Origin of the sequence: Stenotrophomonas maltophilia (genome assembly GCF_013464485.1) — a bacterium.
Lineage (GTDB): Bacteria > Pseudomonadota > Gammaproteobacteria > Xanthomonadales > Xanthomonadaceae > Stenotrophomonas > Stenotrophomonas maltophilia_AW.
The window spans coordinates 1-25,307 of sequence record NZ_RAUX01000011.1; the positions used below are offsets into that span (position 1 = coordinate 1).

The 25,307-nt window shown below is 66.9% G+C and carries 21 protein-coding genes and 2 tRNA genes; 7 read left to right on the forward strand and 16 right to left on the reverse strand.

What is annotated here, in order from left to right:
* Positions 1–126: 126 nt before the first annotated feature.
* The gene (locus D7Y61_RS05425; RefSeq protein ID WP_180865435.1) at positions 127–1,026 is read right to left on the reverse strand and encodes a LysR family transcriptional regulator; all 900 of its coding nucleotides are present in this window, start codon (positions 1,024–1,026) and stop codon (positions 127–129) included.
* A gap of 99 nt (positions 1,027–1,125) precedes the next feature.
* On the opposite strand from D7Y61_RS05425, the gene D7Y61_RS05430 reads away from it, so the two are divergent.
* Positions 1,126–1,872 (forward strand): sulfite exporter TauE/SafE family protein, encoded by a 747-nt coding sequence (locus D7Y61_RS05430; protein WP_107433349.1) that lies wholly within the window; start codon positions 1,126–1,128, stop codon positions 1,870–1,872.
* 78 nt (positions 1,873–1,950) lie between these two features.
* Here the strand turns inward: D7Y61_RS05430 and D7Y61_RS05435 are convergent.
* Together D7Y61_RS05435 and D7Y61_RS05440 are read right to left on the reverse strand one after the other, a co-directional pair.
* Positions 1,951–2,035, reverse strand: a tRNA-Leu gene (locus D7Y61_RS05435).
* 163 nt (positions 2,036–2,198) lie between these two features.
* Positions 2,199–2,283: transfer RNA gene (locus D7Y61_RS05440), tRNA-Leu, on the reverse strand.
* 254 nt (positions 2,284–2,537) lie between these two features.
* Between D7Y61_RS05440 and rnr the strand changes: the two genes are divergently transcribed.
* From rnr to rlmB, 3 genes are all read left to right on the forward strand, one after another.
* Positions 2,538–4,877, forward strand: a complete 2,340-nt coding sequence (gene rnr, locus D7Y61_RS05445) for a ribonuclease R (protein ID WP_430543698.1) — start codon at positions 2,538–2,540, stop codon at positions 4,875–4,877.
* Positions 4,878–5,030: 153 nt separating this feature from the next.
* Positions 5,031–5,513 carry a GFA family protein gene (locus D7Y61_RS05450; RefSeq protein WP_180865437.1) on the forward strand — a complete coding sequence of 161 codons (483 nt, stop codon included), beginning with the start codon at positions 5,031–5,033 and terminating at the stop codon, positions 5,511–5,513.
* 154 nt (positions 5,514–5,667) lie between these two features.
* Entirely contained in the window at positions 5,668–6,411 is a 744-nt protein-coding gene (rlmB, locus tag D7Y61_RS05455) for a 23S rRNA (guanosine(2251)-2'-O)-methyltransferase RlmB (RefSeq protein WP_180865438.1), read from the forward strand.
* Between the two features lie 172 nt (positions 6,412–6,583).
* On the opposite strand, the gene D7Y61_RS05460 is transcribed toward rlmB, so the two are convergent.
* Genes D7Y61_RS05460 through D7Y61_RS05470 form a run of 3 tightly spaced genes read right to left on the reverse strand, consistent with a single transcriptional unit; the run spans position 6,584 to position 11,219 of the window.
* Positions 6,584–8,023 carry an efflux transporter outer membrane subunit gene (locus D7Y61_RS05460; RefSeq protein ID WP_180865439.1) on the reverse strand — a complete coding sequence of 480 codons (1,440 nt, stop codon included), beginning with the start codon at positions 8,021–8,023 and terminating at the stop codon, positions 6,584–6,586.
* Entirely contained in the window at positions 8,020–9,978 is a 1,959-nt protein-coding gene (locus tag D7Y61_RS05465; protein ID WP_180865440.1) for a MacB family efflux pump subunit, read from the reverse strand. The genes D7Y61_RS05460 and D7Y61_RS05465 overlap by 4 nt, the downstream gene beginning before the upstream one ends.
* Positions 9,975–11,219: an efflux RND transporter periplasmic adaptor subunit gene (locus D7Y61_RS05470; protein WP_180865441.1), complete on the reverse strand. Its 1,245-nt coding sequence runs from the start codon at positions 11,217–11,219 to the stop codon at positions 9,975–9,977. The genes D7Y61_RS05465 and D7Y61_RS05470 overlap by 4 nt, the downstream gene beginning before the upstream one ends.
* A 204-nt stretch (positions 11,220–11,423) precedes the next feature.
* Between D7Y61_RS05470 and D7Y61_RS05475 the strand changes: the two genes are divergently transcribed.
* The 3 genes from D7Y61_RS05475 (at position 11,424) to D7Y61_RS05485 (ending at position 16,781) form a co-directional block, all read left to right on the forward strand.
* Complete coding sequence (locus tag D7Y61_RS05475) at positions 11,424–12,152, forward strand: response regulator (protein WP_180865442.1); 729 nt, start codon at positions 11,424–11,426, stop codon at positions 12,150–12,152.
* Positions 12,153–12,158: 6 nt separating this feature from the next.
* On the forward strand, positions 12,159–13,568 hold the full coding sequence (locus D7Y61_RS05480) for an ATP-binding protein (protein ID WP_180865443.1): 1,410 nt from the start codon (positions 12,159–12,161) through the stop codon (positions 13,566–13,568).
* A gap of 177 nt (positions 13,569–13,745) precedes the next feature.
* The gene (locus D7Y61_RS05485; RefSeq protein WP_180865444.1) at positions 13,746–16,781 is read left to right on the forward strand and encodes a ligand-binding sensor domain-containing diguanylate cyclase; all 3,036 of its coding nucleotides are present in this window, start codon (positions 13,746–13,748) and stop codon (positions 16,779–16,781) included.
* 40 nt (positions 16,782–16,821) lie between these two features.
* Here D7Y61_RS05485 and rnt read toward each other — a convergent pair whose 3' ends face one another.
* The 10 genes from rnt to pstS form a co-directional block, all read right to left on the reverse strand.
* Positions 16,822–17,472 carry a ribonuclease T gene (rnt, locus tag D7Y61_RS05490; RefSeq protein ID WP_014036542.1) on the reverse strand — a complete coding sequence of 217 codons (651 nt, stop codon included), beginning with the start codon at positions 17,470–17,472 and terminating at the stop codon, positions 16,822–16,824.
* Positions 17,473–17,641: 169 nt separating this feature from the next.
* Positions 17,642–18,136 (reverse strand): HvfX family Cu-binding RiPP maturation protein, encoded by a 495-nt coding sequence (locus D7Y61_RS05495; protein WP_180865445.1) that lies wholly within the window; start codon positions 18,134–18,136, stop codon positions 17,642–17,644.
* 25 nt (positions 18,137–18,161) lie between these two features.
* The gene (locus tag D7Y61_RS05500) at positions 18,162–18,917 is read right to left on the reverse strand and encodes an HvfC family RiPP maturation protein (protein ID WP_180865446.1); all 756 of its coding nucleotides are present in this window, start codon (positions 18,915–18,917) and stop codon (positions 18,162–18,164) included.
* A complete protein-coding gene (locus D7Y61_RS05505) occupies positions 18,910–19,785 on the reverse strand; it encodes an HvfB family MNIO-type RiPP peptide maturase (RefSeq protein WP_180865447.1) in 876 nt (291 codons plus the stop codon). Before D7Y61_RS05505 ends, D7Y61_RS05500 begins: the two co-directional genes overlap by 8 nt.
* Complete coding sequence (locus tag D7Y61_RS05510) at positions 19,772–20,128, reverse strand: hypothetical protein (RefSeq protein WP_180865448.1); 357 nt, start codon at positions 20,126–20,128, stop codon at positions 19,772–19,774. The genes D7Y61_RS05505 and D7Y61_RS05510 overlap by 14 nt, the downstream gene beginning before the upstream one ends.
* Before the next feature lie 258 nt (positions 20,129–20,386).
* Positions 20,387–21,094 (reverse strand): phosphate signaling complex protein PhoU, encoded by a 708-nt coding sequence (gene phoU, locus D7Y61_RS05515; RefSeq protein ID WP_180865449.1) that lies wholly within the window; start codon positions 21,092–21,094, stop codon positions 20,387–20,389.
* A 76-nt stretch (positions 21,095–21,170) separates the two neighbouring features.
* Positions 21,171–22,001, reverse strand: a complete 831-nt coding sequence (gene pstB / locus D7Y61_RS05520; RefSeq protein ID WP_180865450.1) for a phosphate ABC transporter ATP-binding protein PstB — start codon at positions 21,999–22,001, stop codon at positions 21,171–21,173.
* A gap of 19 nt (positions 22,002–22,020) precedes the next feature.
* Complete coding sequence (gene pstA, locus D7Y61_RS05525) at positions 22,021–22,884, reverse strand: phosphate ABC transporter permease PstA (RefSeq protein WP_180865451.1); 864 nt, start codon at positions 22,882–22,884, stop codon at positions 22,021–22,023.
* Positions 22,884–23,852 (reverse strand): phosphate ABC transporter permease subunit PstC, encoded by a 969-nt coding sequence (pstC, locus tag D7Y61_RS05530; RefSeq protein WP_180865452.1) that lies wholly within the window; start codon positions 23,850–23,852, stop codon positions 22,884–22,886. Before pstC ends, pstA begins: the two co-directional genes overlap by 1 nt.
* 78 nt (positions 23,853–23,930) lie before the next feature.
* Positions 23,931–25,019 (reverse strand): phosphate ABC transporter substrate-binding protein PstS, encoded by a 1,089-nt coding sequence (gene pstS, locus D7Y61_RS05535; RefSeq protein WP_100471789.1) that lies wholly within the window; start codon positions 25,017–25,019, stop codon positions 23,931–23,933.
* Positions 25,020–25,307: the final 288 nt, after the last annotated feature.

Below are 25,307 nucleotides of genomic sequence, written 5' to 3' on the forward strand. Positions count from 1 at the left end.
GGAGAGGACTCGAACCTCCACGGTTTTACCCGCTAGTACCTGAAACTAGTGCGTCTACCAATTCCGCCACCTGGGCGACTCAGGAGACGAATTGTGCGGTACGGCAGAGGATGTGTCAACAACATTTCACACCTTTTTCTGCGGTTGCACGCCCAGGTGAAGCAGCAGGCTGCGCATTGCCGATGACAACTGCGCCCACTCGGCAAAACAGGCGCACAGGCGGCGCTGTGCCCACGCATCGGCGAGCGGTACGGCGACGGTATGCGTGCTGCGCCGATGCTGGCGGGCGATGGTCCGCGGCACGATGCCGACACCAATGTCGTGGCCGACCATGATGCACACGCCTTCGAAGGTCTTCATGCGGATACGCACGTCCAGGCGCCGCCCGATGTCGCGCGCCTGGTCCTCGATGTAGGCCTGCAGTGCATTGCCATCGGCCAGGGCGACGAAGGTCTCGCCGGCAACATCGGCGAAGGCCAGGCTGCGCCGCGATGCGAAGCGATGGTCTGCGGGGAGCAGCATCACCAGTGGATCTTCGGCCACCACATGCTGCTGCAGGCCGGCAGCGTCGACCGCATCACTGATGATGCCGGCCTCGGCCTGGCCAGCACTGATCGCACGCACGACTTCGGGGCTGGTGCGCTCCAGCAGTTCCACGTGCAGGCGTGGGCGTTCGGCCAGCCACGGTGCGAGCCGCGAGGGCAGGTAGTTGGTCAGCGCTGCGGTGTTGGCATACAGATGCAGGGTGCCGCGCGCACCGTGCGCGAACGCCTGCAGTTCACCGCGCAGCTGTGCCTGCTGCTGCAGGATCAAGCGTGCATGGTGGGCGAGCGCGGCACCGGCTTCGGTCAGGCTGACGCCGCGTGGGTGCCGGTTCAACAGCGGGGTACCGGCATCGGCTTCGATCGTGCGCAGGCGCTCACTGGCTGAGCCCAGTGCCAGGTTTGCCTGCGCGGCACCGGCCGTGATGCTGCCCGCTTCGGCAATGGCCAGGAACAGGCGCAGGTCGGCGATATCCATCCGCATGTGATGCCCTCATCGCAACGCCTGAGCCTTCGGATCAGCCGAAGGCGAGGCCGGGAAGACCGCATTGTGCGCCGAGCGGCCGGCCGATCCAATGAAGGCATGAATGAATCGATGTACTTCTACGTGCTGCTGGTGGTGGTGTTCGTGCTGGCCGGTGTGGTCAAGGGCGTGACCGGCATGGGGTTGCCGACAGTGGCGATGGGTCTGCTCGGTGGCGCGCTGTCGCCGGTGGCGGCGGCATCGATGCTGTTCATCCCCACCTTCGTCACCAATGCGTGGCAGCTGTTGTCCGGGCCATCGCTGGGCCACATCGTGCGGCGCCTGTGGCCGATGATGCTGGCCGTGGTGGTGGTGACGCTGGGTTCGGCGGCGCTGCTGGTGCGGGTCGATCGCACCTGGTCGCGCGTGGCTTTGGGCGTGGCGCTGGTGGTCTACGCAGCATATGCGCTGCTCGCGCCGGTGTTCCGCGTACCGCAGCGGCGCGAGCGATGGCTGGGGCCGCTGGTGGGGGCGTTGTCGGGTGTGGTGACCGGCGCCACCGGCGTGTTCGTGATGCCGGCGGTGCCGTACCTGCAGTCGCTGGGGTTGCAGCGCGAGGAGCTGGTGCAGGCGCTGGGACTGGCGTTCACTGTGTCGACGATTTCGCTGACCACTGGTCTGGTGCTGCACGGCGCATTCGGCATCCAGCAGCTGGGGCTGAGTACGCTGGCGGTGCTGCCGGCATTGCTGGGCATGTGGCTGGGGCAGGTGATCCGGCAGCGCATCAGTGCGCGGGTATTCCGCGCCTGTTTCCTGGGTTTCCTGCTGCTGCTCGGGCTGGAGCTGGTGCTGCGGCCGCTGTTGTGATGCCGGCCGCCGGTCGCGGCGATGCCGAATCACGGGCATGAAAAAACCCGCTTTCGCGGGTTTTTCTCATTCTCGACGTGGTGCCCAGGAGAGGACTCGAACCTCCACGGTTTTACCCGCTAGTACCTGAAACTAGTGCGTCTACCAATTCCGCCACCTGGGCGTCGAGGAGCGAGATTATGGGGTGTTGTTACGGGGGTGTCAACACCCTTGTGAAGATCATTGCCGATACCGGGTCGGAGTTCCTTCCTGCAGGAGTAAGAGTCGAGCCTCAGGGCCGGATTACAGGCAAAAAAAATCCCCGCCGAAGCGAGGAGTTTTTTCGTTGGTGCCCAGGAGAGGACTCGAACCTCCACGGTTTTACCCGCTAGTACCTGAAACTAGTGCGTCTACCAATTCCGCCACCTGGGCGTTCCAGAGGCGCAATTGTGAAGATGAATCCGCAGGCTGTCAACGACTTCCTGAATATTTTTCATGCAAGGCCTTCAAGACAGCCGCTGACCCGTTCTGCACGCCATCAACGGCTACCATGTAGGGCGATGACTACCAAAAAACCAAGCAAGGGCGGGAGCAAGTCCCGCAGCCAGGCCCCGAAGAAGGGCGCAAAGGCGGGCGCAGCCCGCACCACAAAGCCGGGCAAGCCGCTGCCGGGCTGGTTCCCCGAATTGAATGAAGGTGGTGCGCTGCCGCGTGGCCGCAAGGTCCGCAGCGCAGAGGTCAGCGCACCGGGCCCGGCGCCGGGCCGCAAGCTGCCGCCGTCCGGCAAGGTGATCGACGATCCCTATGCCGCGCGCGAAGCGGAGAAATACGAACAGCCCATCGCCAGCCGCGAGGCCATCCTGGCCCTGCTGGAGCGCTGCGAAGGGCCGCAGACTGCCGAGGAACTGGGCGTGCGTCTGGGGCTGACCGCACCGGACCGGGCCGAGGCGCTGTCGCGCCGGCTCGGCGCGATGGTGCGCGATGGCCAGCTGGTGCAGAACCGCCGCGGTGGCTTCGCGCCGATCCAGACCCTGAACCTGGTCACCGGCGTGGTGATTGCCAACCCGGAAGGGTTCGGCTTCCTGCGCCCGGTCGAGGGGGGCGACGATCTGTTCCTGCCGCCGTATGAAATGCGCAAGGTGATGCACGGCGACAAGGTGCTGGCCCGCGTGACCGGCATCGACCACCGTGGCCGTCGCGAAGGCAGCATTGCGCGCGTGCTCGAGCGCGGCATGACCCGCCTGATCGGCCGCTTCAGCGTCGAGATGGGGATCAATTACGTGGTACCTGACGACAAGCGCGTGCAGCGCAACGTGCAGGTGCCGCCGGACCAGACCGGTGGCGCGCGCGACGGCCAGCTGGTGGTCTGCGAACTGACCCAGGCACCGGACAGCCGCCGTCCGCCGATCGGCCGCATCATCGCCGTGCTCGGCGACAAGCTGACCGCATCGCTGGTGGTGGAGACTGCCATCCACGGCCACGAACTGCCATTCGAGTTCCCGCAGGAAGTATTGGACGAAGCCGCCTCGGTGCCGATGGCGGTTGAACCGTCGATGATCGGCGACCGCGTGGACTTGCGCAGCACGCCGCTGGTCACCATTGACGGCGAGGATGCCAAGGACTTCGACGACGCGGTGTACTGCGAGCCGAATGCCGATGGTTTCCGCCTGGTGGTGGCGATCGCCGACGTCTCCAACTACGTGCGCCCCGGCACGCCGCTGGACGAGGAAGCGCAGAAGCGCGCCACCTCGGTGTACTTCCCGGGCTTCGTGGTGCCGATGCTGCCGGAGACCCTGTCCAACGGCATCTGCTCGCTGATGCCCAAGGTCGATCGCATGTGCTTCGTATGCGACATGCAGATCGACCGCGACGGCCTGGTCACGCATTCGCGCTTCTACGAGGCGGTGATGAACTCGCACGCGCGCCTGACCTACACCCAGGTATGGAAGGCGGTGGGCGAGGACGATGCCGATACCAAGGCCTGGATGGGTGACCTGCTGCCGCAGGTGCAGCGCCTGCACCAGCTGTACATGGTGCTGTCCAAGGCACGCGCCAAGCGCGGTGCCATCGAGTTCGAAAGCAGTGAAGTGCGCTTCGTGCTGGACAACCGCGGTGAAGTGACCCAGGCCGGCATGCTGGTGCGCAACGACGCGCACAAGCTGATCGAGGAATGCATGATTGCGGCCAACGTCGAGGCGGCGAAGTACCTGCTGTCGCGCCACGTGCCGGCCCCGTACCGCATCCACGAGAAGCCGCCGGAAACCAAGTACGCCGATCTGCTGGAATTCCTCAAGGAGTTCAAGCTGAGCCTGCCGCCGTGGTCGAAGGTGCGCCCGGGCGATTACACCAAGCTGCTGAAGAAGATCCGCGACCGCCCCGATGCCACGCTGCTGGAATCGGTGCTGCTGCGCAGCCAGAGCCTGGCGATCTACAGCCCGGAAAACCACGGTCACTTCGGCCTGGCACTGGAGGCTTACGCGCACTTCACCTCGCCGATCCGTCGCTATCCCGACCTGCTGGTGCACCGCGCGATCAAGCACGCGCTGTCCGGCAAGCCGCTGGACAAGTTCACCTACAACGCGCGCGAAATGGCTGCGCTGGCGTTGCAGTGCTCCGAGCGTGAGCGCCGTGCCGATGAAGCCGAGCGCGAGGTCGACGAGCGTTACCGCGCGGCGTGGATGGAAAAGCACGTGGGTGGCCAGTTCGATGGCGTGATCAGCGGCGTGACCAGCTTCGGCCTGTTCGTGGAGCTGGATGAGTCGAAGGTGCAGGGCCTGGTCCACGTGACCCAGCTGCCGCAGGACTATTACAAGTTCGACGCTACCCGCAAGACGCTGACCGGCGAACGCCGCGGCAGCAGCTATCGGCTGGGCGACCGCGTGCGGATCCTGGTGCTGAAGGCCAGCATGGAAGAGCGCAAGATCGACTTCCGCCTGGTCGAACACAAGGGCGAGGACGAAGGCGATGGCCTGCCGCCGCTGCCCGAACGTGGCAAGCCGGCCAAGCGGAAGAAAGAGAAGTACTGATTTGTAGAGCCGAGCCATGCTCGGCTGCGCGCACACGGTGTGCCGACCAACGGTCGGCACCCACCTCACCTGGTGGGTGCCAACCTTGGTTGGCACATCCCTCACCCGGTAGGTGCCAACCTTGGTTGGCACGCCGTTACGGAGGAACCCACCATGCAGGGCCAACCCGAATACAGCGGCGGCTGCCAGTGTGGCGCGATCCGCTTCCAGGCGCGCGGCGCGCTCACCGACAGTTCGATCTGCCACTGCCGGATGTGCCAGAAGGCTTTCGGCGCCTACTACGCGCCGCTGGTGTCGGTACGCGGCGTGCAGTTCAGCTGGACCCGGGGCCAGCCGCGCTATTTCCAGTCGTCCAATGTGGTGCGGCGTGGCTTCTGCGCCGACTGCGGCACCCCCCTGACCTATGAGGCGCCGGACGGCGTGGCGGTGGCGGCCGGCGCCTTCGACGAGCCCGATCGCCTGCCGCCGACGATCCAGTACGGGGTCGAACGCAAGCTGCCCTTCGTCGACAGCCTGTCCAGCCTGCCGGCCCGTCGTACCGAGGACGACATCGCGGCTCTGGACTTCCTGGCCACGATCGTGTCCCACCAGCACCCCGACCACGACACCCCGCACTGGCCGCCGCGCAGCCGGTAACGCACCCGTAGAGCCGAGCCCACGCTCGGCTGGCAGATCGCCGCGGCCTCAACCCACGGCAGCCGAGCCCACGCTCGGCTCCACAGGGGGGCCGCCGCAGCGCCCGGCCCGCCGATGCTCTACCATAGCCACCCCCTTTCCGGTCCCCGCCCGCATGAGCAAGAACAGCCAGTGGATTGTCGGCGTCAACGCCGTCGCCTCCTCCATCGAGAACGACGCCGAGAACGTCCGCGAAGTGCTGGTCGAGGCCGGTGCGAAGAATCCGCGCCTGACCGAGATCGAGGAAAATGCCCGCCGCAAGGGCATCGACGTGCGCAAGGTCAACAGCCAGGCGCTGGATGGCGTGGGCGGTTCGGTGCGCCATCAAGGCGTGGCCGCGCGCTATGCCGCCGCCCGTACCTACAGCGAGAACGAGCTGGAAGGCTTGGTCACTGCAGCCGAGGGCAAGGCTCTGCTGCTGGTGCTGGACGAGGTGCAGGATCCGCACAACCTGGGCGCCTGCCTGCGTTCGGCCGCCGCCGCCGGTGCGACTGCAGTGATCATCCCCAAGGACAAGTCGGCCACGGTGAACGCGACCGTGCGCAAGACCTCGGCCGGTGCCGCCGATCTGATCCCGGTGGTGGCGGTGACCAACCTGTCGCGCTGCCTGAAGGACCTGCAGAAGCAGGGCGTGTGGATCTATGGCCTGGCCGGTGAAGCCACCTCCTCGCTGTACCAGCTGGACCTGAAGGGCAACATCGCCCTGGTGCTGGGTGGCGAGGCCGATGGCCTGCGCCGCCTGACCCGCGAGAACTGCGATGGCCTGGTCAAGATTCCGATGCCGGGCGAGATCGAGAGCCTGAATGTCTCCGTCGCTGCCGGCGTCAGCCTGTTCGAGGCCGTGCGCCAGCGCGGTTGATCCGCCAGCGGTCTTGTAGAGCCGAGCCCACGCTCGGCTGTCGCGCGCAGCGCGGGCGCGTCTTCCCGATCAGAAAGCAGCCGAGCATGGGCTCGGCTCTACAGAAGTAGCGTGTCGACCCAGGTCGACACCTGCCGGGTAGTCGCCAACCTTGGTTGGCGCTCTCGCGGCTTCACCCCGCGCTGCCGCCCAACGCCTTGAACAGGGTGACGTCGTTGTTCAGCTGGCCCTGGCGCACGCGTGCCAGCGACAGCTCGGCATCGCGCCGGGTCTGCTGCGCTTCCAGCCAGGTGCGCAGGTCGGTGGCACCGACGCGATAGCGCACCTCCTGCGCGCGCTCCACTTCCACGGCCTCGTCATACGAGGCCTGCGAGGCCGCCACTTGGCGCGCCAGCTGCTCGCGTGCGGACAGCGCGTTGTCCACTTCGGAGAGCGCGGTGTACAGCGTCTTGCGGAAGTTGGTGGCGGCGATCTGATAGGCGGTGCCGGCGATATCGGTATCCAGCTGCGCGCGCTGCAGATTGAGGAACGGCAGCGACAGACCCGCGCCCAGCGTGGCCACCGGATTCCGCAGCACATCACCCAGCGAGGTCGCACTGGAGCCGAGGCTGCCGGTCAGGCTCAGCGCCGGATAGTACTGGGTGGCGGTCACCTTGATGGTCTTCAGGCTGTTGCGCAGTCGCAGTTCGGCCGCGCGAAGGTCCGGGCGACGGCCCAGCAGATCGCTCGGCAAGCCTTCGGCGATGCCTGGGCTGCGCGCGCCCAGCAGGTCCTGCGGTTCGTCCTGCTGTGGCCAGGGCGTGCCATCCAGCAACACGGTCAGCGCATTGCGCACTTCCACCCGCTGCTGTTCCAGCGCGCTCTGCGCGGAACGTTGCGACTGCAGGTTCTGCAGCGCCTGGCGCACTTCCAGGCGCGATACTGCACCGGCATCGAAGCGCGCCTGCACCAGTTCGCGGGTACGTTCCAGCCGCTCCAGGTTGGCCTGGCCGGTGGCGATCGACTGGTTGAGATAGGCCAGGTTCCAGTACTGGGTGATGGTGTCGCCGATCACCAGCAGCGCGGTGTTCTGCCGGTCTTCCTCGCTGGCCTCGGCTTCCCAGCGGGCGATGTCGCGCTGGGTGCGCAGGCGGCCCCACAGGTCCACCTCCCAGGCCAGCGAGATGCCGGTGGAGTAGCTGCGACGCCAGTCGTCGGCCTGGTCGGTCGCCCGGTTGGCACTACCGCTGACACCGGAAGAGGAAGGTTGCGGCCATAGCGCGTTGCTGGCCAGGCCGGCCTGCAGGCGTGAGCGCTGCACGGCCAGACCGGCGGCAGCCAGATCGCTGTTGGCGGCCAGGGCCTGCGCCACCAGACGGTCCAGGCGTTCATCGCCGAAGCCGGTCCACCAGCTGTCCTGACGGATGTCGCGGCCGGGAGTATCCAGGCTGCTGCGCGGGTCCTCGGCCGGTGCGTTGAGCGTGGCATTGCCACGCCCGTAGCTGGCCGCTACGTCGGGGGCCTGTACTGGATAGCGACCGACCGACGCACAGCCGGCCAGCGCGAGCAGGACCGCACCGGCCAGCAGCAGACGCGGGGGAGCAGGGAAGGGCAATCGGGTCATCATCTTCATTCGCGGGCCAGGGCCTCGACCGGGTCGAGCTGCGCGGCATTGCGCGCGGGCAGGAAACCGAACGCCACGCCGATCAGGGTCGAGCAGGCGAACGCGGCAACAATCGAGGCGGTGGAGAACAGCACCTGGAAGTCACTGGCGAAGCGGCCGATCATCGAGCCCAGCAGCAGGGCCAGGCCGATGCCGAGCACGCCGCCAAGCAGGCACACCAGCACCGCTTCGATCAGGAACTGCTGGCGGATGTCACTCTGCCGCGCGCCCACGGCCATGCGCACGCCGATCTCGCGCGTACGCTCGGTCACCGACACCAGCATGATGTTCATCACGCCGATGCCACCGACCAGCAGCGCGATCGCGGCAATGGCGCCGATCAGCAGGGTCATCGTGCGCGTGGTCTGCTCGATGGTCTGGCGGATCTCGGCGCTGTTGCTGAGGAAGAAGTCCTCGGTGCCATGGCGCATCGTCAACAGGCGGGTGATCGCTTCCTGTGCGGCATCCATCGGCGTGGCGTCGTCCACGCGCACGGTGATGCTGGAGACGTGGCTCTGGCCAAGCATGCGCGACATCACCGTGGTGTACGGCACCCACACGCTGAGGCTGGTACTGCCACCAAAGCCGAAGCTCTGGCGCTTGGCCACGCCGACCACGCGTGCCGGCACGTTGCCGAGCAGGATCACCTGGCCGACCGGATCGACATCAGGGAAGAACTGGGTCTGGGTGTTCTCGTCGATCACCGCCACCTGGCCGAGGCCCTTCACTGCGTCAGTGTCGAAGAAGCTGCCACTGAGCAGGGTCACGCCCTTGACCCGGAAGAACTGCTCGCCGACACCGCTGACCTGCGCAGTGGACGACTGGTTGCGGTAGCGCGCGGTGACCGAGGTCGACACGCTCGGGGTAGCGCTGTCCACGTAGCTCTGCCTGGCCAGGGCATCGGCATCGCTGGCCTTGAGGGTCTGCACGCGGGCCGAGCGCATGTCGCCGAAGCCGCGGCCGGGATAGACGTCGATGGTGTTGGTGCCCAGCGCACTGATGTTCTGCAGGATCTGCTGCTGCGATCCGTTGCCCAGCGCCACCACCGAGACCACCGAGGCAATGCCGATGATGATACCGAGCATGGTCAGGAAGGTGCGCAGCCGATGCGCGTTCATGGCCAGCAGGGCCATGCGGAAGGCTTCGGTGAAACGATCCCGGGCCGCCCGCCAGCTGTTGCCGCGGGCTACGCCGGTGCTGGCTTCGCGCTGCGCACGGTAGGTCGGTGCATTCGGGTTGGCGCGGTCGGCAATTATCTCGCCATCGCGGATCTCGATGATGCGCTGCGCGTGCTCGGCCACGCTCATGTCGTGGGTGACGATGATGATGGTATGGCCTTCGGCGTGCAGCTCACCGAGGATCGCCATCACTTCCTCGCCGGATTTCGTGTCGAGCGCACCGGTGGGCTCGTCGGCCAGGATCACCTCGCCACCGTTCATCAGTGCGCGCGCGATCGAGACGCGCTGCTGCTGCCCGCCGGACAACTGGCCTGGCTTGTGGTGCATGCGGTCGCCCAAACCCAGCCGCTGCAGCAGCTGCTCGGCCCGCGCGTTGCGCACCGGGCCGGGGCTGCCGGCATACACCGCCGGTACTTCCACGTTGCCGCGCGCGTCCAGGTCGCCCAGCAGGTGGTAGCGCTGGAAGATGAAACCGAAATGCTCGCGGCGCAGTTCGGCCAGCTCATCCGGTTCCATCCTGCCTGTTTCGCGGCCGGCCACCTGGTAGCTGCCACGGGTAGGGCGGTCGAGGCAGCCGAGGATGTTCATCAGCGTCGACTTGCCCGAGCCGGACTGGCCGACGATGGCCACCATCTCGCCGGCGTGGATATCCAGGTTGACGTCGCGCAGTACGGCGATGACGTCATCGCCGCCCGGGAATTCGCGTCGCAGGTCGCGCAGGCGCAGCAGCGGCGCCGTCGTGCTCATCGGCGCGGACCCATGCCCGGGCCGCCGACCCGCATCTGCATGCCGCCGCGGTTGCCGCCGCCGGCACCGGCCGCAGCCGCGCTGGCTTCACCGACCACCACGCGCTCGCCTTCCTTCAGCCCGGACAGGATTTCGGCCGAGGCGCCGTTGTTGATGCCGACTGTCACCTTGCGCGGCTGCGGCTGGCCCTTGTCGTCCAGCACCCGCACCATGCGCTCATCGCCACGGCGCTTCGGTCCCAGCGCCACCGCCGGCACCATCAGCACGCCCTTGGCCTGCTTCAGCAGTACCGAGACCTGCGCGGTCATGTCGATGCGCAGCGTGCCGTCCGGGTTCTCCACGTCGAACAGCGCGTTGTAGTAGACCGCGCTGCTGGAGCTGGAGCTGGAGGAGCTGCTGGAACTGGACGAGTTTTCATTGGCGATCGAGGCCGGCGCCGGATTGATCTGGCGCAGGGTGGCGTGATATTTGCGGTCCGGATCACCCAGCGTGGTGAAGTACACCGGCATGCCGGCCTTGATCTTGACCACATCGGCCTCGGAGATCTCGGCGTTGACCGTGACCACGTCCAGCCGCGCCAGCATCACGATGGTGGGCGCGGTCTGGTTGGCGTTCACGGTACGGCCTTCCTCGGCCACCACCGCCACCACGGTGCCGTCCATCGGCGCGGTGATGCGGGTGTAGGCCAGGTTGGCGCGGGCGGTGCCCAGCTCGGTTTCGCGGCCCTTGATCTGCGCCTCGTAGGACTGCAGCTGGGCGCGGGCGGTCTTCAGCTGGGCCTCGGCGGCATCATATTCCTGGCGCGAGGTGGCCTCGGCGGCCAGCATCTGCCGCTGGCGGGCAAACTCCAGCTCGGCCTGGCGCAGGGTGGCCTGCTGCACCGCCCGCTGGGCGGTGACCTGGTCCAGCGAGGCCTGCGCGTTGAGCACCTGGTTCTGCTGGGTGGTGGCGTCGATCTCGGCGATCAGGTCGCCTTCCTTCACCGTATCGCCCAGCTGCACTTTCAGCGACTTGATCTGGCCCGAGGCCTGCGCACCCACGCTGACCAGCTTGTAGGCGTCGATCACGCCGGTGGCATCGACGGTCTGTTCGATGTCGCCGCGGCTGACCGGGGTGGTCGCCACCGCCGGGGCGGCGGGCTTGCGCAGCAGCCACCAGGCGGCCACGGCAACGATCAGGGCAAGCAGGGCGATCAGTATCAGGCGACCCCGGCGGGTCGCGGGCAACAGGCGGAACGTCACGTCGTGGCTTCACTCTCGGGGCCGCGCTGGCGGCGTTGGTGGGCATTGTGAAGACGGGGCGATGAGCGGCTCAATCCTCGGGGTATGTCTCTATGTAACACTGTCGGTGAATACGCGTAACGACAGGTATCCCGCCCAAGGCTGGATACACTGGTACGCATTGCCCCGGATGCGGTTCAGCTGCCGACACGGGATGATCGCGCCATGGAGACTGAAAACACGATGCATCGACTGCTGATCGTCGACGACGACAACGACATCCGTTCCCTGCTGGCCGAACAGCTCGGCCGTGCCGGTTACCAGGTGAGCACGGCTGCCGACGGCACGGCCATGCGCCAGCTGCTGGACCGCGAGCATGTGGACCTGATCGTGCTCGACCTGAACCTGCCGCGCGAGGACGGCCTGACCCTGTGCCGCGACCTGCGCGCGCGCTCGAACACGCCGGTGATCATGCTGACCGCGCGCGCCGAGCCGATCGACCGTGTTCTCGGCCTGGAAATGGGCGCGGACGACTACCTGGCCAAGCCGTTCGAGCCACGCGAGCTGCTGGCGCGCATCCGCAACGTGCTGCGCCGCACCGAGGCGCTGCCGGCCAATCTGGAGCCGCTGGCGGTGCGCCGTGCGCGCTTCTCGCGCTGGGTGTTCGACCTGGAGCATCGGCATCTGGTGGATCCGGATGACCGTGTCGTGGTGCTGTCCGGTGCCGAGTTCCGCCTGCTGCGGGTGTTCATCGCCCATGCCAACAAGGTGCTGTCACGCGAGCAGCTGGTCGCGCTCAGCAGCGGCCGCAACTACGAGGCGCAGGACCGCGCCATCGATCTGCAGGTCAGCCGGCTGCGCAACAAGCTGGGCGATGACGGCGGCCCGGATGGCCTGATCAAGACCGTACGCAACGAAGGTTACGTGCTGGCCTCGTCGGTGAGCATGGAGTAAGCCACGATGAAGCGCCTGCGCCATTTCCTGTCCTCGATGGTCGGGCGGCTGTTCGTGATCCTGCTGTTGGGCATGAGCGTGGCGGCGATCGGCGCGACCATGCTGGCCACCTCCAAACGGCAGCAGGAGTTCGAGCGGCAGAACCTGAACCGCATCGCTGACCGCCTGCAGGGCTATGTCAATCTGCTCGACGGGAACCCCGAACTGCGCGAGCGACTGCTTGAGATCGGCGGGCCGAGCGTGCGTGCACTGCAGCCTGGTGCTCGCGTGGGACGCGCCGATACCGCGCTGATGGAAGTACTGGAGGATCGGCCCGGCCCGGTGTCGCGTGCACACGTGCACTTCGCCTCGTTCCGTTCCTGCATTCCCAAGCTGCAGGATCTGCTGCCGCCGCCCCCCCCGGGGCACCGCAAGCATCCACGCGAGCGCGATCCTGCCTTCATCCCGCCCAAGTGCCGCGCAGTCGAGGTGACCCTCAATGATGGCACCCTGCTGAAGCTGGCACTGGACTCGCCGGCAGTCGCGCACAACGGCATCCTGGCCGTGGATCCGTGGTTCCTTACGCTGCTGGTGCTGGCCATCGCCGTGCTGGCCTACGTGGTCGCGCGCATGGCCAGTGCGCCGTTGCAGGAGCTGGCTGCCGCCGCCGAAGACCTGGGCGATGACCTGCAGCGTGATCCGTTGCCCCTGCGCGGGCCACGTGAAGTGCAGCGTGCGGCCGAAGCCTTCAATGCCATGCAGCATCGCCTTCAGCGCCACCTGGCCGAACGTACGCAGATGCTGGCGGCGATCACCCACGATCTGCAGACGCCTCTGACCCGCCTGCGCCTGCGACTGGAAAACGTCAGTGACGAGGCCCTGCGCGAACGGCTGATCGGTGATCTTGCGGCGATGCATGCGCTGGTGCGCGAAGGCTTGGAGCTGGCCCGCAGCGCGGAAAGTGCCGAGCAGCGTGCTGCCCTGGACCTGGATTCACTGCTGGAGAGCATTGTTGAGGATGCGGCCGAAGGTGGGGCCGACGTGGTCTTCGACGGTGGCAGCGGCTCGGTGCTGATGCTGCGGCCGCTGGCCATGCACCGCTTGTTCTCCAATCTGGTGGACAACGCCGTGATGTACGCCCAGCGCGTACGTGTGCGTGTCGAACGCAGTGGTGGGGCGATCACCGTGGTGGTGGCAGACGATGGCCCTGGACTGGCCGAGGAACAGCTTGAGGCGGTGTTCGATCCGTTCGTGCGGGTGGAAACCTCGCGTTCACGGGAGACCGGCGGTGCCGGCCTCGGCCTGACCATCGCCCGTGCGCTTGCCGAAAAGGATGGGGCGCGGCTGTGGCTGCGCAACCGTGCCGAAGGTGGGTTGGAGGCGATCGTGCAGTGGCCGGCCAGTGCACAGGTGGTGGCGCCGGGGCGTGCAGGTTGAGCTGGTCCGGGCGGTAACGGTGACGCTGCAGGCCGGGTTTCGCCTATCATCTGCGCATCTCCCCATGTCTCCCACGATGAGCCAGCCCGTTCCCGCCGGCATGCCTTTCCGCGCCGCCTGGCCGTTCCTGCATGCTGCCAGGCTTGGCAGCCCTGCCTGGCCGCCACCGCTGCTCTGATGGCCGGACAGGGGGGCATCGGGCGCTGGGCGGAGCGCTGTGGATCGGATTCTGGTCGAAGGCTGCGGCACGGCCTGCTGTGGATGCTGCTGGCCATGCTGCTGCCGCTGGCGGTGGCTGCACAGGAAGGCGCACCGCCGCTGCGCGACTATGCCATTGACGTGTGGACCTCGCGCAATGGCCTGCCACACAACTCGCTGCGCGACATCGCGCAGACGCCGGAAGGCCACCTCTGGTTCGCCACCTGGGAAGGGCTGGTGCGCTACAACGGCCTGGATTTCACCGTATTCGACCGCAGCACCCGTCCGGGCCTGCGCGACAATGGTATCGGCGCGTTGTTCGTCGATCGCCAGGGCGGACTGTGGATCAGCGATTCACGCGGCAACGTCAGCCACCGCGGCAGCGATGGCCAGTGGCGTGTATGGGAGCACCGGGCCGATACCCCGCAGGTGCTGATCCAGTCCATGCAGATGGACAGCCAGGGGCGCCTGTGGCTTCTGTACGAAGGCAAGGGGATCGGGTATCTGACGCCGGATTCCGGCATCGTCTACCAGGCGCCGGCCGCCGACCTGCCGATGGCGATGAGTTTCACCAAGCTGGTGGTCGACGCGCAGGACCGGGTCTGGGCCGGCACCCTTGACGGACTGGTGCTGCGTGACAACGACGGCGTGCTCAAGCGCGCGCCCGCTGCATGGGGCCTGGGGGCGGGCAGTGGCCTGTCATGGCCGTACCGGGCACCGGATGGCGCCTTGTGGATCGTCGCGGGCGAGCGCCTGTACCGGGTGGAAGACGAGCGGCTGGTGCTGGTGCACCGGCTGCCGGGCCAGCTGCACCTGACGTCGATGCTGCAGGACCGCCACGGTGACCTGTGGCTGGGTACCGAGAACCAGGGCCTGCTGCGGATCTCCGCGCATGGGCTGGAGCGGCTGCCGGCGGGCCTGAACCTGCCGGGCGGTCGCGTGGTGAGCCTGCGCGAGGACGCCGAAGGCAGCATATGGGTCGGCGCCAACGGTGGCCTGTACCGCCTTCGCGAAACGCTGTTCAGCAGCTACACCGAGCGCGATGGCCTCAGTGGTGATTATGTGCGCACCGTGTTCGAGGACCGCGACCGCCAGCTGTGGGTCGGCAGTGCCAGCGGCCTCGATCTGCAGACCGCCGATGGCCGCTTCCGTGCGATGCCGCTGCACAACCGCGGCGGCAAGGCACCTTCGGTGCTCAGCCTGGCGCAGGGCCCGGACGGTGACATGTGGGTCGGTACGTTCGGTGATGGCGTCTACCGGCTCGGTCGCGATGGCAGCCTTCGCCACAACTATGCCGCCGCCGACGGCATGCCGGGCGGCAACATCCGCGCGATCAGCGTTGATCCAGAGGGCGTGGTCTGGGCTGGCACGCAGAAGGGCGTGGTCCGCATCGAGGGAGATCGCGTCCAGGTATCGAGCGTCCCGGGCATGCCCAACGGCCTGATCACCGCGCTTGAACACGACCACCAGAGCAATCTGTGGATCGGCACGATCGAAGGTATCCGCGTACTGCGTGGCGATCATGTGCAGTCGATCGACCTGGCACCCATGGGCGGCGGGCGCAGCGTGTTCGGCTTCCATCAGCTGGGCGATGCGATGTGGATCAGCAGCGACCGCGGACTGTACCGGTGGCAGAACGGCAAACTGGCGCGGGTGGGACTGGAGCAGGGCATGCCGGTGGATGCGGTGTTCCAGCTGGTACCCGACCGCCTCGGCAATGTGTGGATCAGCAGCAACCGTGGCGTACTGCGCACTGACATGGCTACCCTCAACGCCGTGGCCGACGGCCGCGCACCGCGGGTGGTGGTGGAGCGCTACAACGAGATCGACGGCATGGCCAATGCACAGGCCAACGGGAGCTCCGGACCGTCGGCGATCCTGCGCCAGGACGGCACGTTCTGGGTGGTCACCGCCGGCGGCCTGAGCACGGTTGACCCGCAGCGCCTGCAGCGCTTCCGCGAGCGCCCCTCACCACCGGCAGCGATCGAGAGCGTGCAGGTGGATGGTGCCCCCGTGCATTGGGAAGGCCCGGACCGCAACTACATTCCCGGCGGCCGACGCCTGGCCGTGAGCTATGTCGGCCTGAGCTATCTGATGTCCGACCGGATCCGCTACCGCACGCGGCTGGATGGCCTCGATTCGGGCTGGGTCGAACGTGGGCCCCAGCGCAGTGTCGAGTTCGTCGGCCTGCCACCGGGCGATTACACCCTGCATGTGGCTGCTGCTCACCCGGGCGGGAGCTGGGGCCAGCAGGAAGCGGTGTGGAGCTTCACCGTGGAGCCGTTCTGGTGGCAACGCCGCAGCGTACAGGTGCTGGGTGGGCTGTTGTTGCTGGCAGGACTCGTCGTGCTGTACCGCCTGCTGCTGCTGCAGCAGCTGAAAGCCAGCAACCTGCGCCTGGCGCGCCGCGTGGACGAAGCGACCTTCGACCTGCAGGCCAAGACCGTGCATCTGCAGGCACTGAACCAGGAGAAGACGCAACTGGCCGAGCGCCTGGCGCGGCAGGCGGAATCATTCGAGCGCCAGGCGCGCGAAGACGCGCTTACCGGCCTGGCCAACCGCCGCGGCTTTGATGAAACGCTGGCGCGCGACTTCGCCCGTTCGCAGCGCAGTGGCCATCCGCTATGCCTGGTGGTGCTGGACATCGACCACTTCAAGGACGTCAACGATCGCCATAGCCACAGCGTTGGCGACACAGTACTGGTGCAGGTGGCGAAGTTGATCGCGGCCGCCAGCCGCGACTCGGATCTGCCGGCACGCACCGGTGGTGAAGAGTTCGCACTGCTGCTCAACGACACTCGCCTTGAAGAGGCCGCACAGCTGTGCGCGCGCCTGCGTGGCCTGTTCCATGACCACCCCGACTGGGCTGGTGTGGACGGCCTGCGCGTGACCTTCAGTGCAGGGCTGGTGGAACTGGATGCCGATGACCGCACCCCGGCGCTGCTATATCAGCGCGCAGACCGCGCGCTGTACCGCGCCAAGAGCGACGGCAGGGATCGTACGAGCATCGGTTGAGTTCATCCACGCATGGCTCGGCTCTACAGAAAGCGTTGCATTACCGCGGCCAAGCGTTGGCAATGGTGCAGAACAACCGCGCGGTCTGCTCGGTGTCATACACCGCGCTGTGTGCCTCGTTCGCGTCCCAGCCCAGCCCGGCGGCGGTGGCTGCACGCGCCAGCACGGTCTGCCCGTAGGCGATGCCGGCCAGGGTCACCGTGTCGAACACGCTGAAAGGATGGAACGGATTGCGCTTGTGGCCGGTGCGGGCCACTGCGGCGTTGACAAAGCCCAGGTCGAAATGGGCGTTATGGCCGACCAGGATCGCGCGCTGGCACCCGTACTTCTTCATCGCCGCGCGTACCGGGGTGAAGATGTGGTCCAGCGCGGCCTTCTCTTCCTTGGCCAGCCGGAACGGGTGGTCGAGGATGATGCCGGTCACTTCCAGCGATTTCGGGTCGATCTCCAGGCCTTCAGCTGGCACCACGTGGGCACTGGCGGTCTGGCCGGGGTAGAGCAGGCCGTTCTCGTCCATCTCGATCGGCACCGCCGCGATCTCCAGCAGGGCATTGCGCTGGCTGTCGAAGCCGCCGGTTTCCACGTCCACCACCACCGGCAGGAAGCCGCGGAAGCGTTGTGACATCGCGCGCTGCGCTTGGGGTACTGCGGAATCGGGAGCGGCGGCAGGTGCGGGGGTGGGGTCAGTCATGCGTGAATTCTAGCAGAGCGACCCTGAGCGCCCGGTCAGCCTGTGGTGCACGGGTTCCCTGCGCAGGAGCGTGTTGACCAAGGTCGACACCCACCGGTACACCGCGCGCTCAGGATTCCGGTAGGTGCCAACCTTGGTTGGCACGGCCCGCGCCGACCAAGGTCGGCATCTACCGAAGCGCTGGCCGTACCAGCACTGCATCCACGCTCAACCTGCCGGCGCCGGTGAACAGCAGCGGCAGCAGCATTGCCATGAACAGCACCGGCAGCTTGAAGTTGCCGAAACCCTGGTCGCTGATCGCATAGCCCATGGCAAGTTCGCCCAGCGAATTCCATTCCATCGGCCAATGCACCGCATAGGTGGCCACCACGGTCAGCACCAGCAGGCTGGCGGCGGCAAGACGGGTGCCGAAGCCAACCAGCAGGCAGGCGGCGCCGACCAGTTCGAACCACGTTGCCAGTTGCCAGTTGAGCGTGGCGGGCAGCTGGTTGAACGGAAACGGAAAGGCGCCCTGCAGGTCGGCGAACCAGTTCTGGCCGTGCAGCTTCTCGCGGCCGGATTCGAAGTATTCCCACGCCAGCAGCAGGCGCAGGCCGAGCGGGGCCAACCAGGGGGCGAGACGGTCCAGCTGGCCACGCGCGGTGGCCAGGGTCGAAAGCTTCATCGGTGGATCTCCGGGGGAAGAGACGTCAGCAGGGGACTGCGAGCGGGCCGATCACGCCGGCCTGCAGGAACTGCTGCAGCAGCGCGGCACCGGGTTCGGCCAGCGCATCCTCGGCCAGCCCATGCGCGGTGGCCAGCTGCTGCAGGTAGGCATGGCCATCCAGGCCGGGTTGTTCGCCGATGCTGGACAGCAGGTACACCGCCAGCGGGCTCAGCACGGCGAAGCGCACTTCGCCATCGGCCTCGCGGCGGACCAGCAGGCCGGTCGGTTCGGCTGGCGGTTGTGACGGTGCGTCCTCGGCACCGAGCCGGTGCACCGGCCATTGGTACAGCAGCGGCCATGCCAGGGGCGAGCGTTGCAGCGGCACCCGCAGCGGGTCGATGTCGCCCGGCGCCGGCAGCGGTTCGGCGTCCAGTTGGTACAGCGCGGTTTCCACCCACTCGTAGTGGGCCAGCTCGGCCAGCGCCGGGTGTGGCAGCTGCGGCCGGGCCTGCAGCCACTGCACGAACTCGGCGGCCAGTTCGGTGAACAGCGGCGTCAGGCAGCGGTGGGTAGCGAAGTACTGGCGGACCAGCGCGCTCCAGGCCGGTTCGCCGAGCAGGCGCACGCAGACCGGAAAGCCGTTGCTCAACAGCCCCAGCAGGTTGTTGAACAGCAGCCGCTGGTACACCGCCACGCGGCGCGGTTCGAGCCCGGCCGGTGCGGCCACCGCCTGTGGATCGCGCAGGTGTGCGGTGAACGCGTGCTGCTGCGCACGCAGCGTGGCGGGGGTATCAGCCATATGCAGCCTCCGCGTGCGCGGCCTGCAGGCGGCGGATGGTCTGCAGTTCGCCGCGCAGTTCGGCGTAGGGCGGGAAATTGAAATCGCGCTCGAGCAGGGTGGGGCGAGCGCCGATGCGCGCATAGGTGCGTGCCAGCAGCTCCCAGACCGGGTCGATCACCGCACTGCCATGGGTATCGATCTTCAGGTCCGGTGCCTCGTCCAGATGCCCGGCCACGTGCAGGCAGACAATGCGGTCTGCGGGAAGGCCGGCGATGAACGCGTCGGCGTCGTAACCATGGTTGCAGGCGTTGACGTAGACGTTGTTGACGTCCAGCAACAGGTCGCAGTCGGCCTCGGCAAGCACGGCGTTGGTGAAGGCCAGCTCGTCCATCGCCGGCTCCGGTGCCAGGTAGTAGGACACGTTCTCCACCGCGACGCGGCGGCCCAGCAGGTCCTGTACCTGACGGATGCGTGTGGCGGTGTGGCGCACTGCTTCATCGGTGAACGGAATCGGCAGCAGGTCGTACAGGTGACCGTCGTCGCTGCAGTAGCTCAGGTGTTCGCTGTACAGCGGCACGCGGTGCTTCTCCAGGAACTGGCCGACCTGTTCCAGCAGTTGCGTATCCAGCGGCGCGCTGCCGCCCAGCGACAACGACAGACCGTGGCAGCTCAGCGGATGGCGCTGCGCCAGTTCGGCCAGCGCGTCACCGGCGGGGCCGCCAACATGGATCCAGTTCTCCGGCGCGCATTCGAGGAAGTCGAAATCGCCCGCCGGTGCATCGCGCAGCTCCTGCAGCAGCGCCCGGCGCAGCCCCAACCCTGCGGCCGCCGCACGAAGCGGCAACCGCGGGTTGACGACGCTGGCGCGGACGTCAGTGCTTCCCACCGCACTTGCCTTCGCCACACTTGCCTTCGGCCGCCTTCTTGTCGCCGGTCTTGGCCTTGGCGCCAGCTGCCGCACCGGCAGCCTTGCCCTTGTCGGCACCGCACTTGCCTTCGGCGGTCTTGCCGTCGGCACCACACTTGCCTTCGGCATGCTTGGTGGCGTCAGCGGCCATCTTGCCATCGGCGGCCTTGGCGTCGGTGGTGGCCTTGGCCGCCTGCCCAGCCACCAGGTAACCCTGGGCAAGGTCGCTCATGCTCAGGGCCGAAGCACTGGCGGTCATACCCAGGCCGGCGGCCAGGGCGGTGGCAGTCAGCAGGGACAGGGTCTTGTTGGAACTGCTCATCGGTCGTGCTCCTGGGTGGTGTGGGCGGGTGCCCGGATGGCCGGCGGGGATGCCGGTGGAAGTGATGGTGCAGCGATCCTACTCAACGAATCCTCGCCAAGACCTCAAATTTTCGTGAGGTTTGTTACAGAAGCACCTGGACGGTCCGCACCGGGCAAGCCCGGTGCCCACAATGCGGGGGGAATACCCCAAAAAGGAAGGCCGCCGTCACAAGGACAGCGGCCACCCTGGATCCAACTCTGGTGTTGCGGTGCAGCGTCAGATCTGCCCGGTGCTGGAGGTCTCGTCGCGCTTCTCGCGCGGGGGCAACGGCTGCTCGCCGTGCACCAGGAACCACACGTTCTCGGCGATGTTGGTGGCGTGGTCGCCCACGCGCTCCAGATTCTTGGCCATGAACAGCAGGTGGGTGCACGGGGTGATGTTGCGCGGGTCTTCCATCATGTAGGTCAGCAGTTCGCGGAACAGCGCGGTGTACTGCGCGTCCAGGCGGGCATCGTCCTCGCGCAGTTCCAGCGCGGCATCGGCGTCGTTGTCGCGGTATGCCGCGATGGCGCGGCGCACCTGCTGTGCAGCCAGGCGGCCGAGGGCACGCAGGCCCTGGATCTGCGGCAGCGGCGGCACCTTGCCGAGTGCGATCGAGCGCTTGGCCACGTTGGCGGCGTAGTCGCCGATGCGCTCGATGTCGGCCGGGATGCGCAGGCCGGCGAGGATCTCGCGCAGGTCGCGCGCCATCGGGCCGCGCAATGCCAGGCGCATCACGTCGTGGCTGATCTGCTGTTCCAGCGCATCGATGGCTTCATCGTTGGCGATGATGCGATGGGCGGCGTTCTCATCGCGCTTTTCGATCACGTCCATCGACGCTTCGAGCTGGGCGACGGCCATCTCGCCCATGCGCACGATTTCGGCTACCAGGCGCTGCTGCTCTTCGTCGTAGCTCTTGACGATGTGGTCGTTGGGAAGATTCATGGTTGTTCCACTCTGTAGAGTCGAGCCATGCCCGACTGCCGTTGTCTGTAGAGTCGAGCCACGCTCGACCGACGTTTCAGCCGAATCGACCGGTGATGTAGTCCTCGGTCTGCCGCTGCGACGGCTGCGAGAAGATCACTTCGGTGCGGTCGTGCTCGATCAGGTCACCCAGGTACATGAAGGCGGTGTAATCCGACACGCGCGCGGCCTGCTGCATGTTGTGGGTGACGATGACGATGGTGTACTCGTGCTTGAGCTCTTCCACCAGCTGTTCGATGCGGCTGGTCGAGATCGGGTCCAGCGCGGAGGTCGGCTCGTCCAGCAGCAGCACCGAAGGGCGCAGGGCCACGGCGCGGGCGATGCACAGGCGCTGCTGCTGGCCACCGGACAGGCCCAGCGCGCTCTGCCCCAGCTTGTCCTTCACTTCATCCCACAGCGCGCCCTGGCGCAGCGCCTGCTCGACGCGGTCGGCCATGTCGGCCTTGCTCAGCCTTTCGTGGTGGCGGATGCCGTAGGCCACGTTCTCGAAGATGGTCATCGGGAACGGCACCGGCTTCTGGAACACCATGCCGACCTTGCTGCGCAGGCGGTTCATCGGGTACTTCGGCGACAGGATGTTCTCGCCGTCCAGCAGCACTTCACCGCGCGCTTCCAGCTTCGGGTACAGCGCGTAGATGCGGTTGAAGATGCGCAGCAGCGTGGACTTGCCGCAGCCGGAAGGACCGATCAGCGCGGTCACGCGCTTTTCCGGGATTTCCAGGTTGATGCCCTTCAGGGCGTGGAACTTGTCGTAGTAGAAGTCCAGTCCGCGCGCGGCAAGCTTGACCGGAGCCGGCGTGTGCAGGCTCTCGTGCGAGGACGGCACGGCGATGCGCTGCATCGGCACGGCGTTGGAAAGGTCGTTCATGGCGTTATCCACGGAAAGGTCAGTCATGGGAGATACGGTTGCGCAGCAGGATGCCGCGGGCGGCAAGGCTGACCAGCAGCACGAAGACAGTCAGCACCAGGGCACCGGCCCAGGCCAGCACCTGCCAGGATTCATACGGACTGCCGGCGAACTGGTTCATCACCACCGGCACCGAGGCCATCGGCTGGAAGATGTTGTTGTTCCAGTACTGGTTGCCGAAGGCGGTGAACAGCAGCGGCGCGGTCTCGCCGGAAATGCGGGCCAGCGCCAGCAGGATGCCGGTGATGATGCCGGCCGAAGCACTGCGGTACAGCACCTGCACGATCACCTTCCACTGCGGGATACCCAGCGACAGCGCCGCCTCACGCATCTGCGAGGGCACCAGGCGCAGCATCTCGTCGGTGGTGCGCACCACCACCGGCAGCACGATGAAGGCCAGCGACAGGGCACCGGCGAATGCGGAGAAGTTGCCGCCGGTCTGCATCACGTACAGGGTGTAGACGAACAGGCCGAGCACGATCGACGGTGCCGACAGCAGGATGTCGTTGACGAAGCGGACCACGGTGCCGGCCTTGCGGGCGTTGCCGTACTCGGCCAGCCAGGTACCGGCCAGCACACCCAGCGGGGTACCGATGCCGATTGCCAGCGCACACATCACCGCGCTGCCGAAGAAGGCGTTGGCCAGGCCGCCTTCCTGCATTGGCGGCGGCGTCATCTTGGTGAACAGATTCCAGTTGATGCCGGCCAGGCCCTTGGATGCCAGGGTGAACAGGATCCAGCCCAGGAAGAACAGGCCGAACAGGGCGGTGGCGCAGGACAGCGCGATGGCAACGACATTGCCGATGCGGCGGCGCAGGTACAACGAATCAGCGGTAGTGGACATCAGTTGCCCTCCTTGCGGGACAGGCGCATCAGCATCAGGCGGGCAATGGCCAGCACCACGAAGGTGACGATGAACAGGACGAAGCCGAGCAGCAGCAGGGCCGAGCGGTAGGTTTCAGTGGCTTCGCCGAAATCGTTGGCGATCAGCGCGGCGATGGTGGTGCCCGGTTCCAGCAGCGACGGCGACAGGCGCACGCTGTTGCCGATCACGAAGGCGACCGCCATTGTCTCGCCCAGGGCGCGGCCGAGGCCGAGGAAGATGCCGCCGATCACCGCCGAGCGGGTGTAGGGCAGGACGATGTCCCAGCTCACTTCCCACTTGGTGGAGCCCAGTGCATAGGCCGATTCCTTCAGGCGGGTCGGCACGGTCAGGAACACTTCGCGCATCACCGAGGAGATGAACGGAATGACCATGATGGCCAGCACGAAGCCGGCGGTGAGCATGCCGATGCCCAGCGGCGGGCCCTGGAACAGCGGGCCGATGACCGGCATCTCGCCCAGGGTTTCGTTGAGGAACGGGGTCACGTACTCGGTCATCACCGGCACCAGCACGAACAGGCCCCACATGCCGTAGATGATCGAGGGAATGCCCGCCAGCAGTTCGATGGCGGTTCCGACCGGGCCGCGCAGCCAGCGCGGTGCCACTTCGGTGAGGAAGAAGGCGATGCCGAAGCTGACCGGCACGGCGATGACCATCGCGATCAGCGCGGTGACCAGGGTGCCGTAGATCGGAGCGAGAGCACCGAACTTGTTTTCGACCGGATTCCAGTCGGCGGAGAAGAAGAAGCTCAGGCCCTGCATCTGCAGGGCATGGCGGCCGCCCCACAGCATCGACAGCGCGGCGCAGGCCAGGGCGATCAGGACGAAGATGACGGTGCCGACCAGCACCCATCGGAACAGTTTGTCGTTGCGGGCATCACGCGTATCACGCGTGGACGGGGCGGCTACAGGCTGGGCGATGGCATTCATGGGGACGGCAGGGCCAGGAAGGGGCGGGGCGGCACGGCGTGGAAACGGCGGTGCCCGTACGGGGCACCGCCGTGTCCGTCACTTCAGGTCGGTCGCCCAGTAGGCCTCGATCTGCTTGACCAGTTCGGCCGGCAGCGGCACGTAGTGCAGCTCGTTGGCCTGGGCCTGGCCGTTTTCGAAGGCCCACTTGAAGAAGGCCAGGGTGTCCTGGTTGCGCTTGGCGTCCTTCGGCTGCTTCTGCATCAGCATGAAGTTGGTGGCGGTGATCGGCCACGCCTGCTCGCCCGGAGCGTTGGTGATGACCAGGTTGAAATCCTTGGCGCTGGCCCAGTCGGCGCTGGCGGCCGCGGCAGCGAAGGTTTCCGCGCTCGGCTCGACCCAGTTGCCGGCCGCGTTCTGCATGGCGGTGTACGGCATGCCGTTCTGCAGCGCGTAGGCCAGTTCGACGTAGCCGATCGAGCCCTTGATCTGCTTCACGTAGGAGGCCACGCCTTCATTGCCCTTGCCACCCACGCCGTCCGGCCACTGCACCGAGGTGCCTTCGCCGACCTTGCTCTTCCACTCCGGGCTGACCTTGGACAGGTAGTTGGAGAAGTTGAAGGTGGTGCCTGAACCGTCCGAACGGTGGACCAGGGTGATCTTGCCGTCCGGCAGCTTCACGCCCGGGTTGGCGGCGACGATGGCCGGGTCGTTCCAGGTCTTGACCTTGCCCAGGAAGATGTCGGCCAGCAGGGCGCCGCTCAGGCGCAGCTTGCCGGCTTCCAGGCCTTCGATGTTGACCACCGGCACCACGCCGCCGATGGCCGACGGGAACTGCGCCAGGCCGGCCTGGGCCAGCTCTTCGCTGCTCAGCGGCTTGTCGGAGGAACCAAAGTCGACGGTGCCGGCCTTGATCTGGGCGATGCCACCGCCGGAACCGATCGACTGGTAGTTGATCTTGGCGCCGGTGCTGGCGTTGTAGTCAGCCGACCACTTGGAGACCAGCGGGAAGATGAAGGACGCGCCTGCGCCGGACACTTCGGCGGTCACCTTGGCACCGGCGGCGGCCGGAGCGGCCGCGCCGTCGGCTGCCGGCTGCTGTGCGGCCTGCTTGTCGCCACCGCAGGCCGACAGGCCCAGGGCGATGGCCAGGGAAAGGGCGGCAAGGCCGGCCGAGTGCAGTTTCATGGTCACTCCATAGCGGGGTAGAGCCGACGTCGTCGGCGGATGCGGCTATGAAATGATGTTTTTGTTACAGCCGTATTACGACCATGACAGAGGTGTCCTGGATCACGTTCTGACAAGGGTTTCACGGGGTTGGCTGCGATCCGGGAGACCCCCGGGGACCCCGGATCTGCGCACCGGTATGACGGTCGGGGCTCTACAAACGCTCTTGCCTTTGCTCCTGCCTTTCATGACCCCACCGCGCCCCCGATGAACTGTCGAGAGGCGGTGGGCCAGGGCGTGCAGGACCGT

Coding starts and splice junctions, on each gene's coding strand:
- D7Y61_RS05425 (WP_180865435.1), bottom strand. CDS start 1,026: ATGCGGATGGATATCGCCGACCTGCGCCTGTTCCTGGCCATTGCCGAA.
- D7Y61_RS05430 (WP_107433349.1), top strand. CDS start 1,126: ATGAATGAATCGATGTACTTCTACGTGCTGCTGGTGGTGGTGTTCGTG.
- D7Y61_RS05450 (WP_180865437.1), top strand. CDS start 5,031: ATGCAGGGCCAACCCGAATACAGCGGCGGCTGCCAGTGTGGCGCGATC.
- rlmB (WP_180865438.1), top strand. CDS start 5,668: ATGAGCAAGAACAGCCAGTGGATTGTCGGCGTCAACGCCGTCGCCTCC.
- D7Y61_RS05460 (WP_180865439.1), bottom strand. CDS start 8,023: ATGAAGATGATGACCCGATTGCCCTTCCCTGCTCCCCCGCGTCTGCTG.
- D7Y61_RS05465 (WP_180865440.1), bottom strand. CDS start 9,978: ATGAGCACGACGGCGCCGCTGCTGCGCCTGCGCGACCTGCGACGCGAA.
- D7Y61_RS05475 (WP_180865442.1), top strand. CDS start 11,424: ATGGAGACTGAAAACACGATGCATCGACTGCTGATCGTCGACGACGAC.
- D7Y61_RS05480 (WP_180865443.1), top strand. CDS start 12,159: ATGAAGCGCCTGCGCCATTTCCTGTCCTCGATGGTCGGGCGGCTGTTC.
- D7Y61_RS05485 (WP_180865444.1), top strand. CDS start 13,746: ATGGCCGGACAGGGGGGCATCGGGCGCTGGGCGGAGCGCTGTGGATCG.
- rnt (WP_014036542.1), bottom strand. CDS start 17,472: ATGACTGACCCCACCCCCGCACCTGCCGCCGCTCCCGATTCCGCAGTA.
- D7Y61_RS05495 (WP_180865445.1), bottom strand. CDS start 18,136: ATGAAGCTTTCGACCCTGGCCACCGCGCGTGGCCAGCTGGACCGTCTC.
- D7Y61_RS05500 (WP_180865446.1), bottom strand. CDS start 18,917: ATGGCTGATACCCCCGCCACGCTGCGTGCGCAGCAGCACGCGTTCACC.
- D7Y61_RS05510 (WP_180865448.1), bottom strand. CDS start 20,128: ATGAGCAGTTCCAACAAGACCCTGTCCCTGCTGACTGCCACCGCCCTG.
- phoU (WP_180865449.1), bottom strand. CDS start 21,094: ATGAATCTTCCCAACGACCACATCGTCAAGAGCTACGACGAAGAGCAG.
- pstB (WP_180865450.1), bottom strand. CDS start 22,001: ATGAACGACCTTTCCAACGCCGTGCCGATGCAGCGCATCGCCGTGCCG.
- pstA (WP_180865451.1), bottom strand. CDS start 22,884: ATGTCCACTACCGCTGATTCGTTGTACCTGCGCCGCCGCATCGGCAAT.
- pstC (WP_180865452.1), bottom strand. CDS start 23,852: ATGAATGCCATCGCCCAGCCTGTAGCCGCCCCGTCCACGCGTGATACG.
- pstS (WP_100471789.1), bottom strand. CDS start 25,019: ATGAAACTGCACTCGGCCGGCCTTGCCGCCCTTTCCCTGGCCATCGCC.